This is a genomic window from Marinitoga sp. 1137 (assembly GCF_001941525.1).
Taxonomy (GTDB): domain Bacteria; phylum Thermotogota; class Thermotogae; order Petrotogales; family Petrotogaceae; genus Marinitoga; species Marinitoga piezophila.
The window spans coordinates 781,705-800,342 of sequence record NZ_CP009471.1; the positions used below are offsets into that span (position 1 = coordinate 781,705).

The following is an 18,638-nucleotide window of genomic DNA, read 5'->3' on the forward strand; positions in this document are numbered from 1 at the left end:
AGATGGTAGAATAATCATGGTTTTTCAACCAGAAAGGTTGCCGAGGTGGCGGAATTGGCAGACGCTGCGGACTTAAAATCCGTTGGGTGGAGACACCCGTGAGGGTTCAAGTCCCTCCCTCGGCACCATTTTATTTATAGAGAAGGAAATTACGTGGTGCGGGGTGGAGCAGCCTGGTAGCTCGTCGGGCTCATAACCCGAAGGTCGTAGGTTCAAATCCTACCCCCGCTACCATTTTTTATATGGCGGCGTAGCTCAGTTGGCTAGAGCATGCGGTTCATACCCGCAGTGTCAAGAGTTCGAGTCTCTTCGCCGCCACCAGAAAAAGCGCAGGATTAAAATCCTGCGCTTTTTTGTTGTATAATAGAAGTAATAAAACTAACCAGAACGAAGATTTTTTACAACAGGCATTATAGGACAGTTGTAAAAAATAAAAATAACTGGTGAAGAAAATAGTACGAATAATACGAACAAAGACTAAGAATTTCCCAAACGAAGATATTGCTTGAGCCGGAACAACAAAAATATTGTGAAAAATAAAAACGAATGAAGACTCGAAGAACGCCCGAAAAAACTGCGAATGGAGAGGGTCAAAAAAACAGGATGTTTTTTTGAGCGCAGCTTCTGCAGGGATGCAGAATCTAAGCGCCACCGCGTATATGAGCAGTTTTTGAGGATCAGCGTTCGAGTTGTCTGAATGAGTTTTTATTTTTCACAATTATAAGAAATTTCACCGCCTGAAGGAACCTTTTTAGGAGTGTTTTTTATAGAACAAGGATCAAAAATTCTTGCCGTATGAGAGAATATTATTTTTCTACTTTCAAAGAGAATTTTTGAAGATTAGCACTCAAGTTGCTTGAACAAGCTTTTATTTTTTCCAATACAAAGAAACTTCAAATTGAATATATATTTACGGGGGGATAATTATGTATGATATAGCCATTATTGGTGCAGGAGTAGTAGGTTGCGCTATTGCAAGAGAGTTATCAAAATACCACTTAAAAATCTTATTACTCGAAAAAAGCGACGATGTAAGCAATGGTGCTTCAAAAGCGAATAGCGGTATTATTCATGGAGGATATGCTGCAAAACACGGAACATTAAAAGGAAAATTATGCGTTGAAGGAAATAAATTATATGAAAAATTAAATGACGAATTAAATTTCGGTTATAAAAAAACTGGAGCTTTAGTATTAGGATTTGATGAAAACGATGAAAAAAATATTCAAAAATTATACGAAAATGGATTAAAAAACGGAGTTAATGACATGAAAATTATCTATACAGATGAAATTTTATCTTTAGAACCAAACATAAACGGAAATGCAAAAATCGCCTTATTAGCTGAAGATGTTGGTATAACCTCACCATATGAGTTTACAATAGCATTAGCTGAAAACGCAATAAAAAATGGTGTTGAATTAAAACTGGAAAACGAAGTTCTGGATATATCAGAAAGCACAGATCACTTTTACATAAAAACCTCTAAAGATTCTTATAAAGCAAAATATATTATAAATGCAGCAGGAGTGTATAGCGATAAAATCGCTTATATGGTTGGCATTCTAAATTTTTATATAAAACCTCGAAAAGGTCAATATATACTTTTTCATAAAGGATATGGAAAAATAGTAAATAGAGTTATTTTTCAAACCCCTACAGAAAAAGGAAAAGGAATTCTTGTTACACCAACATATCATGGAAATCTTCTAATTGGGCCAAATGCTGATGAAAATACCGATAAAGACGATACAGGTACAGATATTGAAACATTAAAATATATAATAAAAACCGCAAGAAAATCTGTTCCTGAAATAGATTTACGAAAAGTTTTAACTTCTTTTTCCGGAATAAGGCCTACACCTTCAACTGGAGACTTTATTATAGAAGAAACAAAAGAACGTTTTATAAACGTTGCTGGAATAGAATCACCTGGCTTGACATCCTCACCAGCTATTGCAAAAATGGTGATAAATATATTGAAAAATTCTGGTCTAAAATTATTAAAGAAAAATGATTTTGATCCATATAGACCTCCTATTATAATAAAAAAGAACCTTTCATATAAAGAAGTAAATAATATGCTTAATATTGATTCTCCTGATCAAATAATTTGTAGATGTGAAATGGTAAGCAAAAAAGAAATTATAGATGCATTAACACGGGAAATCCCTATAAAAACTGTCGATGCTGTTAAACGTCGAACAAGAGCAACTATGGGTTTTTGTCAGGGTGAATTTTGTACTCAAAGAATAAAGAAAATAATGGCAGAAGTTCTCAAAATCAACGAAAGCAAAATAGAAAAAAACGATAAAAAATCCGGATTTTTACCTAAAAAGGTAAACCTTAAATTTTTCAAAGAACTTGAAATTTAATAAAAATTTATCTTTATGTTGTATTTATGATATAATTATAATGTTATCAAGATTGAACAGGAGGAATATAAAATGTATGATGAAATAAAAGACACGCCAACTATAATATTAAATGGTTTTTCCAGCGAGGAAATAAATAAAATAATGAAAGCAATAAAAAACACTGAAGGATTACCAAGAATAATCTTTGCAACAACAACAAAGGTAAATGTTAACTGGACAATAGGTGATTTAATCAAAGAATTAAAAAACGAGGATATTGAAGTAAAAAAAGCCTTAAAAAAAGCTATGGAGGATAAAAATAATAAAACATGAAAAACAATGATTTTTATTACGACAATCCAGATTCTTCTGTAAAATTAAAAACTTCAAGAGGATATCCAAAACCTGGTGCAACAGTTGATCCAGGAGGAGTTAATTTTGCTATTTTTTCAAAAAATGGAGAATCTGTAACTTTAGAATTATATCAAAATTTTTATGATGAAAAACCTTCTCACATCTTCATTCTTGATCCACAAAAAAACAAAACAGGAAATACATGGCATATTTATATACATGGAATAAAACATGGTCAATTCTATGGTTGGAGAATTGATGGCATATATGATCCTAAAAATGGAAAACGCTTCAATAAATATAAACTTTTATCTGATCCCTATGCAAAAGCCATTTCAAGTTCATATAACTGGGATGAAGAAAGTGTATACGGATACGATAGAATTTCTCCATTACTCGATCTTTCTTTTTCCACTTTAGATTCTGCTGTAAGTCCTACAAAATCAATTGTTATAGACGATACAAAATATAATTGGGATGATGATATACGCCCAAATATACCCTTTAAAGATTTAATAATATACGAAATGAACGTTAGATTATTTACAATGAATCCAAATTCAAAAGTTAAAAACCCAGGAACATTTAAAGGTATTCTTGAAAAATTAGATCATTTAAAAGAATTGGGAGTTAATGCTATTGAATTAATGCCTGTTTTTGAATTTAATCCAGATTCCATCGCCAGAACCAATCCAATAACTGGTGAAAGATTAAAAGATGTGTGGGGATATAATCCTCTTGCTTTTTTTGCAGTAACTGGAAATTATTCCACAGGAATAAAAATAGGAGAACAGGTTTTTGAATTCAAAGATTTTGTAAAAAAACTTCATAAAGAAGGCTTTGAAATTATTCTTGATGTTGTTTATAATCACACAGGAGAAGGAAATGAACAGGGACCAACTCTTTCATTTCGTGGAATTGATAATGAAATATATTATGTTCTAAATAAAAATAATAAAAGGTATTATGAAAATTATTCCGGTTGTGGAAACACATTAAATTGCAATCATCCAGCTGTAAAAAATCTAATTATAGATAGTTTAAGATATTGGGTTACAGAAATGCATATAGACGGATTTAGATTTGACCTGGCTGCAATATTGGGAAGAGACCAAAACGGCAATTGGATTGGTGATCTCTCATTATTAAAAGATATTGCAGAAGATCCGATTATTTCAGGAACAAAACTTATTGCAGAAGGCTGGGATGCCGCAGGAGGATACTTTTTAGGCGCATTTCCTGAAGGCTGGGCTGAATGGAATGGAAAATTCAGAGATGTAGTAAGAAAATTTGTGCGAGGTGATGAAGGCCAGGTCGGAGAAATAGCCTGTAGAATTGCAGGAAGTGAGGATTTATATGGAAACAAATCCCCTGTAGTAAGTGTTAATTTCATTACATCACATGACGGTTTTACATTATGGGATCTTGTTTCTTATAATGAAAAACACAATGAAGAAAATGGCGAAAATAACAGAGATGGAGCCAACGACAATTATAGTTATAATTATGGTGTAGAAGGCGAAACAGATGATATCAATATCATAAATTTACGAAAAAAGCAAATTAAAAATTTTTTCACCATATTAATGCTCTCTCAGGGAACACCTATGATATATATGGGTGATGAATTCTGTAGAACTCAATACGGAAATAATAATGCCTATTGTCAGGATACAATAAAAAACTGGGTTGATTGGAGTAGAAAAGAAAAATTTAATGATATATATCGATTTCTAAAATTATTAATAACTTTTAGAAAAAAACATCATACACTTAGAAGAGAACATTTCTTCACAGGTAGAGATTATACAGGTGATGGAATTCCAGATATAACATGGCATGGTGTAAAATTATTTAATCCTGACTTTTCATACTTTTCCAGAAGTCTTGCTTTTATGATTAGCGGTTCTGATTATAATGATCCAGATACCCCTGAAGACAATGATATATATGTAGCCATGAATTTTTACACCGATACATTAAACTTTGAACTTCCAAAACTTCAAAATAAACAGTGGTATAGAATAATCGATACAAACCTGAATAGTCCTGATGACTTTTTAGAAATACCGGAAATTTACAACGAACAGTTTTATCCAGTTTCACCAAAAAGCATAATTGTATTAATTTCACAAAAAGATTAATCTGAGTTTTTTCTTTTAAAAATTACCGATACTTTTCACATATAACAAAATCATACCTATTTACATATTCCAATTAAATTTTATTGTCAATTTTTTCGATTTTTGTGGTAAAATATAAGTAAGAATTATATGGGAGTGATATATATTAAAATAGGCTTTTTAAGTACAGGCGATGAACTAATAGAAGGTGATATTACCAATATTACCGTTAAAGAACTATCTCAAAAACTCAATCAGTTAGGATATAATATAACTTACCATATAAATGTTGCAGATAATATTGAAAATATTATAAATGGCCTTAAATTCCTTGTTCAACAAAAAAACAATATCATTATCATTACTGGTGGCTTAGGTTCCACTGAAGACGATTTAACCAGGGAAGCTGTTGCAAAATTTTTAAATAAAGATTTAAAATATGATGAAAAACTCTGTACAACAATTCAGGAAAGATATAAAAAAGCAGGGAAATCTATTAATCCTTTACTAAAAAAACAGGCCTATATAATTGATAATGCAAAAATTTTACCTAATGAATTAGGAAGTGCCCCAGGGCAATTGATTAAAGAAAAAGATATATATTATATAATATTACCAGGTCCTCCAAAAGAAGCTATTAATATATTTAACAATCATCTAATAAACTTTTTTTTACAATTTAAGACAACACCCAGAAATTTTACCAAAATCCAATTTCACGGAATTACCGAATCAAATTTAATGTCTATTCTCGAAAAAGAACTAAAAGATATAAAATATTCTACAAAACTAAATTTATCAATAGGACCTTCTGTTATAATAAAAGAAGATAATGAAACGATTATAAATAAAATTCATAAAAACAAAAAAATTAAGGATTATATTATACCCGAAAATCCTGTTCTACATTTATATAATAAACTAAAAGAATTGAAACAGACTATATCTTTTGCTGAATCATGTACAGGTGGTCTTTTATCCAAAATAATTACCGATATTCCAGGATCATCTATGGTTTTTAAAGGTGCTATTATCGCATATTCAAATGAAATTAAAGAAAATATTCTTGATATAAATTCACTTGAAAAATATGGTGCTGTAAGTAAAGAAACAGTGGAACAAATGGCAAAAAATGTTAGCTCTAAATTTAACACCGATTACGCTATATCAATTAGCGGAATTGCAGGGCCAGGCGGCGGAACGCCAGAAAAGCCAGTAGGTACAGTGTGGTTTGGTTTTTATTCAAAGAATAAAGATCTGATCCTATCTGAAAAACATTTTTTCTCAGGAGATAGAGAAACTATCCGCGAAAAAGCTGTATACTACTCGATAATAAGATTTATTAAAATATTCCTTTAGGAGGTTTTATTATGGGAGATATGGACGTTTATTTAAGCGTATTTATTGATGAAGCGAATGAAAACTTACAACGTCTTAATGACGAATTGTTAGACTTAGAAAACAACCCTGAAGATATGGAAAAAATCAATGAAATCTTTAGAGTTATGCATACCTTTAAAGGTATGGCTGGAACTATGGGCTTTGATAAGATTGCAAAGGTTTCTCATAAAATGGAAAACCTTCTTGACGAAATAAGAAAAGGAAAAACAAAAGTATCTGAAGATTTAATTGATTTACTATTTAAAACATTAGATGCATTAACAGAAAGTATTGCCGACATATCAAATGGCGGTAAAGGTGATCTCTCTTCTCTTGACGAACTTATAAATGCATTAACAGAATATGCAGAAAAAGCAGAAATTGGTGGTGGAGAAAGCTCTGAAACAAAATCAGAAGAAGTTAGTGAAACAACTTCCACTTCTGAGGATTCTGAAGATTCAGAATCAAAATTATCTCATTTAGATGATATTACAAGAGAATCACTTAAACATCTATATGAAAATGCTAAAGAAAAAGGTTTAAAATTCTATCTCATTACTGTTGTATTTGATAAAGATGTTCAGTTAAAATCAGCAAGAGCATTTATGGTATTGCATAAAATTGATGATCTTGGTGGAGAAGTTGTCTATACACATCCTTCATCTCAGGATATTGAAGATGAAAAATTCGATCTTGAAATTCAACTTGGAATTATTGTAAATAAAACAGCTGACGAAATAAGAGAAAGCATAATGCAAATCTCTGAAATTGCCAGCGTTGCCGTAAATGAATTTGAAGACTCCGATTTTGAAAAACAGGTAAAAAGTGAGGATAAAAAAGAAGACAGCAAACAGGCAAAAAATTCAGGTTCTTCTGCTCAAAAAACATCTTCAACCACACACGAAAAGAAGAAAATTCAATTACAATCAGTACGTGTTGACATAGAAAAACTTGACCAATTAATGAACTTAATGGCTGAATTGGTTATTTCAAGAAGTAGAATTACTGAAACTTTAAGAAAATACGAAATCAAAGAAGTAGATGAAAGTTTAGCTAATTTAAGCCGAATCACCCTTGATTTACAAAACATTGTTATGAAAATAAGAATGATACCTATTGCATTTGTATTCAACAGATTCCCAAGACTTGTTAGAGACACATCTAAAAAATTAGGAAAAGATGTTGAATTAATTATAGAAGGTGAAGATACAGAATTAGATAGAACAGTTGTTGATGAAATTGGCGATCCATTAGTACACTTAATAAGAAACTCAATAGACCATGGTATAGAACCTGTAGAAGAAAGAATTAAAAAAGGAAAGCCTAAAGTTGGAACTATTAAACTTTCAGCATGGCATGAAGGCGATGGTGTTGTAATAAGCGTTGAAGATGATGGTAGAGGTTTAGACAGAGACCTTATTGCAAACAAAGCCATTGAAAAAGGACTTGTTGACCCTGCAATGGTACCAACAATGAGCGATGAAGAAGTATTCTCATTTATATTCCTTCCAGGATTTTCAACCAAAAAACAGGCCACTGATTTATCAGGTCGTGGCGTTGGAATGGATGTTGTAAAAACAGTAGTAGAATCATTAAATGGTTCTGTTACAATATCATCCAAAAAAGATGTTGGAACAAAAATCACCATAAGATTACCTCTTACATTATCTATTATTCAGGTATTATTAGTTACACTTGACGATTATGTATATGCAATTCCAATTGCAAACATTGATACAACACAAAAAATTACAGATGGAGAAATAAGAATTGTTCAGGGTAACGAAGTATTTGTATTAAGAGGCGAAATAATTCCTCTTATTAGATTAAGAGAATTATTCAAAATGCCTCCAAAAGAAGAAGATTTTGTTGAAAAAATTGTTATTGTAAAAACAGCAAATAGAAAATATGGTGTTGTAGTTGATAATTTACTTGGACAGGATGACATTGTTATAAAATCACTTGGAAAATATCTTAATAGTGTAAAAGAATTCAGTGGTGGCGCTATACTTGGTGACGGTAGAATCGCTTTGATACTCGATATAACCAATTTAAACGAACAATAATGGGGTGATATAATGCAAAAGGAAATACTTTCTTTTGAAGTTGTTAATCAGGAATTTGGAATTGACGTAGATTATGTTGAAATGGTAATAGAAAAAGAAGAAATTACACCTGTTCCTAACTCAAGAGTCTTTATTGAAGGTGTGGTTAATTTAAGGGGGCGTATAGTTCCTGTATTTGACTTAACAAAAATATTAGATTTAGAAGTACCAGAAGATATTGTTTTTGATAGTATTATAATAATGAAACACGAAAAAGAAGAAATTGGTATTTTGGTAAACAAAGTAAATAATGTTATCTCTTTTGATGATGAGGAACTTGATGTTTTACCTGCAAAAAGCGGTAAATTCGTTGGGAAAGTAAATGGTGTTTTAAAAATAAACAATCGACTTATTGTATATTTAAATCTTGAAAAGTTATTTGAATCATTGGAAACAAAATAAAATTTAAACATATTGTGGAGGTGCTTTATAAATGGCTATTAAAGTTTTAATTGTAGATGATGCTGCATTTATGAGAATGTTGTTAAAAGACATCGTTACTAAAGCGGGGATGGAAGTTGTAGGAGAAGCTGCAAATGGTCAGGATGCAGTAACCAAATACATGGAATTAAAACCTGACGTAGTTACAATGGATATTACAATGCCTGTAATGGATGGAATTCAGGCAATAAAAGAAATAAAAAAACAGGACCCTGCTGCAAAAATAATTGTATGTAGTGCTATGGGACAACAGGCAATGGTTATAGAAGCTATACAGGCTGGTGCAAAGGATTTTATTGTTAAACCATTCCAGGCAAATAGGGTTATAGAAGCAATACAAAAAGTTGTTAGGGGGTGATTAAAACGCCCCTTACTTTTTCATCTACTGCAACAACAACTACTAATCTTACCAACTGGACAATCTGGGCTTTTTTATTATTATTCTTTTTTGTTATATTTATATTCCTATTAATATTCATCCAGAAAAAATTGATTAACAAAGGGGTAATCACAACACCAAAGGTTAGGGTTGTTAAAAAATTTTATATAGACCATAATATGACACTTAATATTATAAAAGTGTTGGATGATTATTATTTAGTATTATCCAATCATAATTCTATAGCTTATCTGGATAAAATAGATTATGAAAAACTTTCTGAAATACTAAAAGGAAAAAGAGATTTTCTGGATTCATTTGTTGGAGCATTAAAAAGGGAGAAAAAAGAAAATGAGAAAACTTCTTTCTAAAAAATTCATAATAGCTATATTTTTACTAATTTTTGTAACAGGTATTGCTCAAGAACCAGTTCCTATACCTGAAATAAATATTGATATTGGTGGCGGAACTCCTGGCCCTGACACATTAATTCCAACACTGGAAATTTTGTTATTATTATCAATATTAACTCTTGCTCCATCTTTAATAATGATGTTTACATCATTTATGAGAATTGTAATAGTGCTCTCATTTTTACGAACAGCCATGGGAAGTCGTCAGGCACCACCAAATCAGGTATTAATAGGGATCTCTTTAATACTTACATTTTTAATAATGACACCTGTGTTTAATGACATATATCAAAATGCTGTTATTCCATATACCGAAGAAAAAATTTCATATACAGAATTTTTTGAAAAAACCTGGGAACCAGTAAAAAAATTTATGATCAATGAAATAGTTGCTCACCATAATCAGGATAACATATTTATGTTAGCTTCAAGCGTAAATAAAAAAGTTGAAAATATAAACGATACACCACCTGAAATATTAATCCCCGCATTTACTTTAAGTGAATTGGAAATCTCCTTTAAAATGGGGGTTTTAATTTATATACCTTTCATAATAGTTGATATGGTAGTTGCAAGTATTCTTTTATCCATGGGTATGATGATGATACCTCCAATAATGATATCAATGCCATTTAAACTATTACTATTTATACTTGTAAATGGATGGGACTTATTAATTGGCGGATTAATAAGAAGCTTCCAGACATCAGGAGGTCTATAATCTTGACTATAGAAGTTTTTATTGACATTTTCAGAGATGGTATATCTGTTTTTTTAACAGTTATAACTCCAATATTATTGGTTAGTCTTGCTGTAGGGTTAATTATAAGTATATTTCAAACAATAACCTCTATAAATGAGCAAACTCTGACATTTGCTCCTAAAATTATTATTACTTTCTTAGTTGTTGGCCTCTTATTTGGATGGATCGCTCAAAAAATCATGGATTTTACATTTAGAATATTAACAACATACTTTGGGATGATTTAAAATGGATGTGGTAACCTTTTTAGAAACCCGTTTCTGGGTATGGGCTATAATATTTTTTAGAATTGCCGGAATGACAATTTCGGCTCCAGTTATAGGATCAAGAACTATACCAGCAAAGTTAAAGGTTTTCTCAGCTTTATTTCTATCCTGGATTACATTACCTTTAGTAAATGAAACAATTACAGATTTACCTGTATTCTATCTAATAACAATATTATTAATCAATATGTTACTGGGAATATTAATAGGATTAATTTCATATATTCCCATTGCGGCTTTGCAATTCGCCGGTCAATTCTTTGCATTTCAAATGGGATTTGCAATGGCTGGTATATTTGATCCAATAAGTGGAGAAGAATCTCCTATTATAGGGCAATTATCTTTTTTAATTGGAATATTTGCCTTCTTATCATTTAAAATGCATATTGTATTATTCCAGACAATAATAAATTCCTTTTCAAATATCCCTTTAGTTTTTTCTATAAATACACATTTTTTCCCTGAAATAATATCCATGTTTGGAAAAGTTTTTGAAATTGGATTACAACTATCAATTCCAATGAGTGCATTTATGTTATTTGTAAATTTAAGTCTTGGAATAGTTTCAAGAATGATTCCACAGGTAAATGTATTTATAGTTGGAATTCCTTTAAATATAATTGTAGGAACAATTCTATTAATAACAATAATAGACGTATGGGTTGAAATATTCAATAATAACATGGTGGAGATAGTAAAATGGATAAACTCCTTAATGAATATGATTTTGAAATAAATCTTCAATTATTCGCTGATCCAAGTAAAACAGAAGAGCCTACACCAAGGCGATTACAGGAAGCTCGAAAAGAAGGGAACGTCCCTGTTTCGAGGGAATTGCTTACTGCTTTTTCATTTTTAGCTGTGGCAAGCGTATTTTTTGTAATGTCGAAATCACTATATATTGGACTAAAAGCAGCTTTTCAAAGATATTTAACTCTTGATACATCATTTTTGGATGAAAATGCTTTACTTACATTAATACTTCAACAAAAAGATCTATTTTTCAAAGTTTCCACATTCCTTTTTTCTGCTGCATTAACAAGTTTGATACTCGGTATGTTGCAGACAAAATTTTTAATTGCACCTGGTGCTTTAAAATTCGATATTAACAAATTAAACCCTATTAGCGGTTTTAAACGTATTTTCTCAATGAAAACTTTATTTGAACTTTTAAAGTCTATAGTAAAGATCTCATTAGTTGCTTACGTTTCCTATAGCATTATTAAAAGTAAATGGAATGTATTAATAGGATTACCTTTTTCAGATACAACCACTGCATTAAATACACTGGTTTCCATTATACTTGAAGTATTTTTTAAACTGGGATTTCTAATGTTAATACTTGGTGGATTTGACTACTGGTACCAAAAAAGAGATTACATAAAAAATTTAAGAATGACAAAACAGGAAGTAAAAGAAGAAATGAAAGACGTCGAAGGTGATCCTTTAATCAAAGGACAGCGTATGAGAATGTTAAGACAGATTATCAACGAAAACATGATGAAAGAAGTTCCAAAAGCCACTGTAGTTGTTACAAATCCTACTCATTACGCAGTTGCATTAAAATATGATGAAGAAACTCATTCAGCTCCAGTTGTAGTTGCAAAAGGTGTTGATGAAATTGCGTTTAGAATAAAAGATATAGCTATAAAAAGTAAAGTACCTATTATCAGGAATCCTCCTGTAGCAAGACAATTATATGCAACTGTGGAGATAGGTGATGAAATCCCTGAAGAAATGTACGCAATTGTAGCAAAAATACTAACTGCTGTTCTAAAAAATGTTTAGAAGGTGAAATAAATTGGGTAATTTCCTTAAAAATATAGATTTAGCTGTTCCATTATTAATAGTTGGAATTGTTATATTAATGGTTATTCCTATACCAGCATTTATGCTGGACTTTTTGCAAATGGCTAATATCACCTTAGCCATTATCCTGTTATTAGTTACAATGTACATTAAAAATCCTCTTGAAATATCTGCTTTTCCAACTTTATTGCTTATAACAACATTATTCAGATTATCTCTAAATGTTACCTCAACAAGATTAATTCTTCTTCAAGGAAAAAATTTCGAAGGTAAAGTTATAAGAGCTTTTGGTGATTTTGTTGTTGGAGGTAATTATGTTGTTGGTATTGTTATATTCCTTATACTCGTAGTAATTCAATTTGTTGTTATTACACGTGGTGCAGAAAGAATTGCAGAAGTAGCAGCAAGATTTACACTTGATGCTATGCCTGGTAAACAAATGAGTATAGATGCTGATTTAAGCGCTGGAATCATTACCGAAGAAGAAGCAAAGCAAAAAAGGGAAGATATAAGACGTGAAGCAGATTTCTACGGTGCAATGGATGGTGCTTCAAAATTCGTTAGAGGTGATGCAGTAGCTGGCATTATTATAACCATAATAAATATCCTCGGTGGTTTAACAATAGGTGTTTTACAACAGGGATTGAGCATGGGAGAAGCCGCACAATTATATACCTTATTCACCGTAGGTGACGGACTCGTTGCACAAATTCCTGCTTTATTAATCTCTACAGCAACAGGTATAGTAGTTTCAAGAGCGGCTTCAAAAGAAAATCTTGGAAAAGATTTAATGAGAGAATTGTCTTCAGAAAAACGCGTATTATATTTAACCGGTGGAGTTATTCTGTTATTAGGAATTGCAACACCTTTACCTGTTGCGCCTTCATTAATACTTGGCGGAGGTATTTTATTACTTGCTTATTTAACAACCAAAGGCTATATCAAACAACCGGTTACCGCTGGTGGTCCATCTGGAGAAACATTTGAAAGCAGTGGTGCTACACCTTCTGGCGGAGAACCGGGTGGTGGAACATCTGGCGGTAGCGGTGGTGGCCCAAAACCATCAGGACCACCTTTAACTTCACCAGAAGAAGTGTCCGAAATAATACAAAGCGACGTGCTTGAAATAGATATTGGATATGGATTAATACCTTTGGCCGATCCATCTCAGGGTGGAGATCTATTAGAAAGAATAACAATGGTGAGAAAACAAATCGCTTACGAACTTGGTATTGTAATAAGCCCTATTAGGGTTAGAGATAGTGTATTATTAAGTGCAAATGAATATGTAATAAAACTAAAAGGCGTTGAAGTAGGAAGGTTTGAATTATTCCCTGACAAGCTTTTAGCGATAAATTCTGGTATGGCCACTGAAGAAATAGCAGGAATTCATACTAAAGAACCATCATTTAATCTCGATGCTTACTGGATAGATGAAGAACAAAAAGAAGATGCTGTTAATGCAGGTTATACCGTTGTTGATTCACCAAGTGTATTTGCAACTCATTTATCAGAAATAATCAAGAAATATGCACACGAAATTCTTGGAAACAAAGAAACAGAAATGCTCATTGAAGGTCTAAGAATAAAAGAACCTTCTCTTGTTGAAGAGCTTACACCTCTTGTATTTAAAACATTTGAAATTAGAAATGTATTAAAAGAATTACTATATGAAAGAATTTCAATAAGAAATCTTCCTATTATATTTGAAAAACTTACAGAACTTGGAAACAATGAAATAAAAGATTTAGTCTCTTTAGTTGAAGGTGTAAGAAGTGCATTAGGAAGACAGATTTGTGAAAACTTAAAATCTGGAGATGGTGTTTTACACGTATTAGTTCTCGATAAAAACCTTGAAAACAATCTAAACAATTATACAATTGAATATGGTGGAAACTATACATTGGCTCTATCTCCACAAATGTCAAATAATTTATTAAACAATATAAGTCAGCAATTAGAATCACAGATTATGCAGGGATATAATCCTGTAATATTATGTAGTTCTCCTTTAAGATTCTATTTTGCGCGATGGCTTTTGCCTAATATACCAAATGTTAGCGTTATATCATATAACGAAATCATCCAGGAAATTCCTATTTCCGCTGATGGTAATATAACAGCGTAGAGGTGGTTAAATGAAAGTAAAAAAATATGTAGTGTCAACAATTACAGAAGCTATGGAAAAAATACGCCAGGAACTTGGCGATAATGCTTATATACTTGACACAAAAAGAATTAGTAAAGGCGGATTTCTGGGAATAGGAGGAAAAAAATATTTAGAAGTAACCGCTGTTCTCGACGATGAAGATGAACCACAAAATATAATAAAAACCATGAAAAAACCTGATCTACCAGGAATTGGTGGAAATACAAAAGGAAAAGTAAAAGAAATAAATGAACTGGTAGAAAGAAATAAACGATTAGAACAGCGTATAAACAAAATGAAAAAAATGGACTCAATTGATGAAATATTAACTCCTGGAAAAGACAAATTTGTTAAATCAGCGCAAAATGAAATATTAAAATTAATAGAAGAACAAAGAGAAGTATCAAGACTTATAGATGAAGATGCCGATAGATTTTATTCACAAAAAGGAATGGAACATGAAGAACCATTTGAACCTTTAAACTATAAAAAAATAACCTATTCAAACATTCCTAACCCTCAATTAAATCAACGCAATCTTAATCAAAATCCATTACAGCAAAACAGGAAACAACACATATCTCATTCCAAAACCACTTCTTCTGGTTCAACAAAAAATGAATTAGATGAAATAAAAACATTAATTGAAAAACTCTCAAAACGAGTTATCTTAAATGGTGCAAATCCTTTGATTTCCGAATTGGTTGAAACCTTAAAACATCAGGATCTATCTGATGACTTAATAGAAGACATAATTAATAACATCCCAAATGATTTAAACAAAGACAACTGGAAATTCAATCAAAAATTTAAAAATCAACTTTTCAATATATTTAAAAACAATTTCAATTTAGATATTCCAGATCTCACTGGCACAATAATGTTCATTGGACCAACAGGAGTGGGGAAAACCACTACTTTAGCTAAAATTGCTGCTTTAAATAAATTGCACAGCAATAAAAGTGTTGCAATTGCCACTATAGACCTATATAGAATCGCTGCAACAGAACAACTAAAAACATACGCAGAAATAATGGATATCCCTGCTTCTGTATGTTATACACCAACTGAATTAAAAGCTACTGTAGAAACCCTTAAAAACAATAATTTAATATTAATTGATACTGCTGGAAGAAGCCATAAAGATGACATGCAAATTGGCGAATTAAAAATGTATATAGACTCAATAAAACCGCAATACATATTCCTTGTAATCTCTGCTAACATGCGATTAAAAGATATGATTGACGTATACAATAAATTCTCTGTATGCAATCCAACTCATCTTATTATTTCAAAATTAGATGAAACATCTTCATATGGGCAAATACCCTCTATATTAAACGCATCAAAATTACCTTTAATATATATTACAACAGGTCAAACAGTTCCAAATGATATTGAAATTCCAAACGTAAATAAAATATTCTCCCTCTTCTACGAGGAGTTGATATCATGAGCGTAATAAAAGATCAGGCAGAAAACTTAAGAAAAACCTTTTCCAAAAACAAAACAAAAATAGTTCTTGTAACCGGTGGAAAAGGTGGAGTTGGAAAATCAATAGTTGCTGTTAATACCGCAGTAAATCTTGCCAAACTAAACAAAAAAGTTTTAATATTTGATACAGATGCTGGCTTTGCAAATGCATCCATACTTTTAGGAGTTACTCCAGCTGTTAGTATAAAAGACTACTTTGACAAAAAATTAACCCTTGAAGAATGTATAATAAAAACTCCCTATGGCATTAAACTATTAAGCACAGGTATGGACATAAAAGACTGGCTTTCATTCCAGAAAAATTTTACCAGAAAAGCCATAGAAGAATTTTTTCAAATTGCAAAAGAACATGATTATGTTATAATTGATGTAAGTGCTGGTTATAATGAAAACTTAAAACCATTTTACATAGCTGCAGACAATATACTATTAGTTACAACCCCTGAACCAACTGCAATTGTAAACGCATATACAGTTATAAAAGCTTTATCTCTTTTAGAAGTAGATGGTATAATTGATGTGGTAATAAACATGATCAGAAAAAAATCTGAAGCAAATACAGCAGAACAGGTTCTAAGAAAAACCATAAAAGAATATTTATATACTGACATAAGAAATGTATTTTATATAAATTTCGATCATGTAGTTCACGACAGTGTAAAATCACAGGTACCAATTTCAAGTTTTAAACCTTCCTCAAACGTTGCAAATGATCTATTCTCAATAGCTGAAAAACTTGAAAACATGAGTGATACTGAACCCTCTAAAAGTAATGATAATCTATTAAAAAAATTATTGTTACTATTTGGATTTTACAACAGGTGAAAAAAATGAATAAAAAAAACTTTATAAAAAGAATATTCCTTGTTTTTTTTCCGGGAAATGGTATAAGAATCTTTCATAAAGACAACATCCTAAAAGCAAAAATAAAATCCTTCAAGGGAAAGGAAATAACACTTATTTCTCCGAAATTTGAAGATATGAAACTCGGAGATGAAGTAATGCTCGAATCATTATTTGAAGGGGCATACTATCAGGCGGATTTTCAAATAAGTGACATACGAGATTTTAGTGAAACTGAAAACCTTATTATTCTAAATCTAAAAAGTAATTTTAGAATAAAAACCAAGCGTTCAATGGAAAGACATTATGTTTCAATACCAATACTAATAGAAGACAAATACAACGGCGTAATATGGGATTTTAATGAAATGTTTTTGGGCATAGTAACCTTAAATGAATACATATACGAAATTCAAAAAAACGTAAGCGTTAAATTATCCATACCTGATTTCAATATAACCTTTCACGGAACAATAATAAAAATAAGACAGGAATTCTTTAATCTAAGTAAATTTATCTTTGAAATAAAAATTATGCAGGATCCTACAGGACTATTTGGTCAATATTTAAATCAAATTATAGGAGAAAATGTATTTCATAATAAAGAAATAGAAGAAGAGGAAAATAGCGGAGGTGCTGAACAATGAATGAAGAAAACTTAGAATTTTTTATGTCTGCTTTTAGAGAAATTACAAATATTGGAATGGGAAATGCCGTTAGTTCACTCTCAATGATGTTAAATAAAAAGGTTGATATATCGGTCCCTAATCTTGAAGTTATAAAATTATCGGACATATTCTTAAACATGGAAGATCCAGACGAGATCTATGCATGTTCATATGTAAAAATGGAGGGTGAATTAAACTCATCACTGGTATTTTTAATTGAAAAAGACTCTGTAAAACGTCTTATAAAAGAAAGTGTTGGAATGGAAATTCCTGATATTACGGATCTCGACGAATTATCCACCTCAATGATTGGTGAATTGGGAAATATTATGTTTGGTTCATATACCAGTGCTATATCACAATTTTTACAACTTAATCTTCAGGTTACCCCTCCACAGGTTGCAGTTGACACATTTGCTGCTCTCATTGCAGAATCAATAGTAATGAGTATTACATTTGAAGATGAAGTTATACTTACAGAAACAGAAATACAGGTTGAAGATTGGGAAAATATTATTAAAGGAAAAATCGTATTCTTAATGAATGAAGAAAACAGAAACAAATTGTTTGAATTCGTAAAAAAGATTTTCTATGGAGGTTAATCATATGAAAAAAATAATCGGAATTGGAGAATATAAAGCCTCAAAAACACCTGATGTTCTTGTAACTTTAGGATTAGGTTCATGTGTGGGGGTTTGTATCTGGGATAAAACCACAAAAGTTGGTGGATTAATTCATGTTATGCTACCTCAATCAAATTCTCCAAATGCACCTAAACCTGGAAAATATGCTGACTTAGGTATCCCACTATTATTAGAAGATATAAAAAAACTCGGCGCAAAAGGGAGTCTAACAGCAAAAATATTTGGTGGTTCTGCAATGTTCAAAGGCTCTTCAATGGACATTGGAAGCAAAAATGTTGCAGCTGTAAAAGAACATCTAAAGAAAAATGGCATTAGAATAATTGCAGAAGACACAGGCGGAAACAGAGCAAGAAGTATAGAATTTAACCTTGAAACTGGAGAAGTACTCGTTAAAAAGGTAGGTGGCGGTGAAAAAGTTGAAATTTTCAAATACTGAACTTATATTTT

The 18,638-nt window shown here is 31.2% G+C and carries 18 protein-coding genes and 3 tRNA genes; all 21 read left to right on the top strand.

From position 1 onward, the window contains the following. Positions 1-39: 39 nt before the first annotated feature. The 21 genes from LN42_RS03890 to cheD all read left to right on the top strand — a co-directional run bounded on the left by LN42_RS03890 (position 40) and on the right by cheD (position 18,627). Positions 40-128 (top strand) — tRNA-Leu (locus LN42_RS03890). 29 nt (positions 129-157) lie between these two features. Further along, positions 158-234, top strand: a tRNA-Met gene (locus tag LN42_RS03895). A gap of 10 nt (positions 235-244) precedes the next feature. Then, a tRNA-Met gene (locus LN42_RS03900) sits at positions 245-321 on the top strand. 605 nt (positions 322-926) lie between these two features. Then, positions 927-2,375 carry an NAD(P)/FAD-dependent oxidoreductase gene (locus LN42_RS03905; protein ID WP_075780392.1) on the top strand — a complete coding sequence of 483 codons (1,449 nt, stop codon included), beginning with the start codon at positions 927-929 and terminating at the stop codon, positions 2,373-2,375. A gap of 72 nt (positions 2,376-2,447) precedes the next feature. Next, positions 2,448-2,690 carry a DUF3783 domain-containing protein gene (locus tag LN42_RS03910; protein ID WP_014296218.1) on the top strand — a complete coding sequence of 81 codons (243 nt, stop codon included), beginning with the start codon at positions 2,448-2,450 and terminating at the stop codon, positions 2,688-2,690. Beyond that, the gene (glgX, locus tag LN42_RS03915; protein ID WP_075780393.1) at positions 2,687-4,855 is read left to right on the top strand and encodes a glycogen debranching protein GlgX; all 2,169 of its coding nucleotides are present in this window, start codon (positions 2,687-2,689) and stop codon (positions 4,853-4,855) included. Before LN42_RS03910 ends, glgX begins: the two co-directional genes overlap by 4 nt. Positions 4,856-4,984: 129 nt before the next feature. Next, the gene (locus LN42_RS03920) at positions 4,985-6,193 is read left to right on the top strand and encodes a nicotinamide-nucleotide amidohydrolase family protein (RefSeq protein WP_075780394.1); all 1,209 of its coding nucleotides are present in this window, start codon (positions 4,985-4,987) and stop codon (positions 6,191-6,193) included. Between the two features lie 11 nt (positions 6,194-6,204). Then, positions 6,205-8,280, top strand: a complete 2,076-nt coding sequence (locus LN42_RS03925; RefSeq protein WP_075780395.1) for a chemotaxis protein CheA — start codon at positions 6,205-6,207, stop codon at positions 8,278-8,280. Positions 8,281-8,292: 12 nt separating this feature from the next. Then, a complete protein-coding gene (locus LN42_RS03930) occupies positions 8,293-8,721 on the top strand; it encodes a chemotaxis protein CheW (protein WP_014296222.1) in 429 nt (142 codons plus the stop codon). A 31-nt stretch (positions 8,722-8,752) separates the two neighbouring features. Continuing rightward, positions 8,753-9,118: a response regulator gene (locus LN42_RS03935; protein ID WP_014296223.1), complete on the top strand. Its 366-nt coding sequence runs from the start codon at positions 8,753-8,755 to the stop codon at positions 9,116-9,118. Beyond that, on the top strand, positions 9,115-9,510 hold the full coding sequence (locus tag LN42_RS03940) for a hypothetical protein (protein WP_014296224.1): 396 nt from the start codon (positions 9,115-9,117) through the stop codon (positions 9,508-9,510). The genes LN42_RS03935 and LN42_RS03940 overlap by 4 nt, the downstream gene beginning before the upstream one ends. Then, a complete protein-coding gene (gene fliP / locus LN42_RS03945; protein WP_014296225.1) occupies positions 9,491-10,273 on the top strand; it encodes a flagellar type III secretion system pore protein FliP in 783 nt (260 codons plus the stop codon). The genes LN42_RS03940 and fliP overlap by 20 nt, the downstream gene beginning before the upstream one ends. 2 nt (positions 10,274-10,275) lie before the next feature. Next, the gene (fliQ, locus tag LN42_RS03950) at positions 10,276-10,542 is read left to right on the top strand and encodes a flagellar biosynthesis protein FliQ (RefSeq protein ID WP_014296226.1); all 267 of its coding nucleotides are present in this window, start codon (positions 10,276-10,278) and stop codon (positions 10,540-10,542) included. A 1-nt stretch (position 10,543) separates the two neighbouring features. After that, positions 10,544-11,317 carry a flagellar biosynthetic protein FliR gene (gene fliR, locus LN42_RS03955; protein WP_014296227.1) on the top strand — a complete coding sequence of 258 codons (774 nt, stop codon included), beginning with the start codon at positions 10,544-10,546 and terminating at the stop codon, positions 11,315-11,317. Further along, positions 11,281-12,369 (top strand): flagellar biosynthesis protein FlhB, encoded by a 1,089-nt coding sequence (flhB, locus tag LN42_RS03960; protein WP_014296228.1) that lies wholly within the window; start codon positions 11,281-11,283, stop codon positions 12,367-12,369. Before fliR ends, flhB begins: the two co-directional genes overlap by 37 nt. 13 nt (positions 12,370-12,382) lie before the next feature. Then, the gene (gene flhA / locus LN42_RS03965; RefSeq protein ID WP_075780396.1) at positions 12,383-14,518 is read left to right on the top strand and encodes a flagellar biosynthesis protein FlhA; all 2,136 of its coding nucleotides are present in this window, start codon (positions 12,383-12,385) and stop codon (positions 14,516-14,518) included. 10 nt (positions 14,519-14,528) lie between these two features. After that, positions 14,529-15,998, top strand: coding sequence for a flagellar biosynthesis protein FlhF (gene flhF, locus LN42_RS03970; RefSeq protein ID WP_014296230.1), 1,470 nt, complete (start codon positions 14,529-14,531; stop codon positions 15,996-15,998). Beyond that, the gene (locus tag LN42_RS03975; protein ID WP_014296231.1) at positions 15,995-16,861 is read left to right on the top strand and encodes a P-loop NTPase; all 867 of its coding nucleotides are present in this window, start codon (positions 15,995-15,997) and stop codon (positions 16,859-16,861) included. The genes flhF and LN42_RS03975 overlap by 4 nt, the downstream gene beginning before the upstream one ends. Positions 16,862-16,866: 5 nt before the next feature. Next, a complete protein-coding gene (locus LN42_RS03980; RefSeq protein ID WP_014296232.1) occupies positions 16,867-17,526 on the top strand; it encodes a hypothetical protein in 660 nt (219 codons plus the stop codon). Further along, positions 17,523-18,149, top strand: coding sequence for a chemotaxis protein CheC (locus LN42_RS03985; RefSeq protein WP_014296233.1), 627 nt, complete (start codon positions 17,523-17,525; stop codon positions 18,147-18,149). Before LN42_RS03980 ends, LN42_RS03985 begins: the two co-directional genes overlap by 4 nt. Before the next feature lie 4 nt (positions 18,150-18,153). Continuing rightward, the gene (cheD, locus tag LN42_RS03990; RefSeq protein WP_014296234.1) at positions 18,154-18,627 is read left to right on the top strand and encodes a chemoreceptor glutamine deamidase/glutamate methylesterase CheD; all 474 of its coding nucleotides are present in this window, start codon (positions 18,154-18,156) and stop codon (positions 18,625-18,627) included. Positions 18,628-18,638 lie beyond the last annotated feature (11 nt).

Excerpts from the sequence above, each read along its gene's own strand:
- LN42_RS03905 (WP_075780392.1), top strand. The coding sequence starts at position 927 with ATGTATGATATAGCCATTATTGGTGCAGGAGTAGTAGGTTGCGCTATT.
- LN42_RS03910 (WP_014296218.1), top strand. The coding sequence starts at position 2,448 with ATGTATGATGAAATAAAAGACACGCCAACTATAATATTAAATGGTTTT.
- glgX (WP_075780393.1), top strand. The coding sequence starts at position 2,687 with ATGAAAAACAATGATTTTTATTACGACAATCCAGATTCTTCTGTAAAA.
- LN42_RS03920 (WP_075780394.1), top strand. The coding sequence starts at position 4,985 with ATGGGAGTGATATATATTAAAATAGGCTTTTTAAGTACAGGCGATGAA.
- LN42_RS03925 (WP_075780395.1), top strand. The coding sequence starts at position 6,205 with ATGGGAGATATGGACGTTTATTTAAGCGTATTTATTGATGAAGCGAAT.
- LN42_RS03930 (WP_014296222.1), top strand. The coding sequence starts at position 8,293 with ATGCAAAAGGAAATACTTTCTTTTGAAGTTGTTAATCAGGAATTTGGA.
- LN42_RS03935 (WP_014296223.1), top strand. The coding sequence starts at position 8,753 with ATGGCTATTAAAGTTTTAATTGTAGATGATGCTGCATTTATGAGAATG.
- fliP (WP_014296225.1), top strand. The coding sequence starts at position 9,491 with ATGAGAAAACTTCTTTCTAAAAAATTCATAATAGCTATATTTTTACTA.
- fliR (WP_014296227.1), top strand. The coding sequence starts at position 10,544 with ATGGATGTGGTAACCTTTTTAGAAACCCGTTTCTGGGTATGGGCTATA.
- flhB (WP_014296228.1), top strand. The coding sequence starts at position 11,281 with ATGGATAAACTCCTTAATGAATATGATTTTGAAATAAATCTTCAATTA.
- flhF (WP_014296230.1), top strand. The coding sequence starts at position 14,529 with ATGAAAGTAAAAAAATATGTAGTGTCAACAATTACAGAAGCTATGGAA.
- LN42_RS03975 (WP_014296231.1), top strand. The coding sequence starts at position 15,995 with ATGAGCGTAATAAAAGATCAGGCAGAAAACTTAAGAAAAACCTTTTCC.
- LN42_RS03980 (WP_014296232.1), top strand. The coding sequence starts at position 16,867 with ATGAATAAAAAAAACTTTATAAAAAGAATATTCCTTGTTTTTTTTCCG.
- LN42_RS03985 (WP_014296233.1), top strand. The coding sequence starts at position 17,523 with ATGAATGAAGAAAACTTAGAATTTTTTATGTCTGCTTTTAGAGAAATT.
- cheD (WP_014296234.1), top strand. The coding sequence starts at position 18,154 with ATGAAAAAAATAATCGGAATTGGAGAATATAAAGCCTCAAAAACACCT.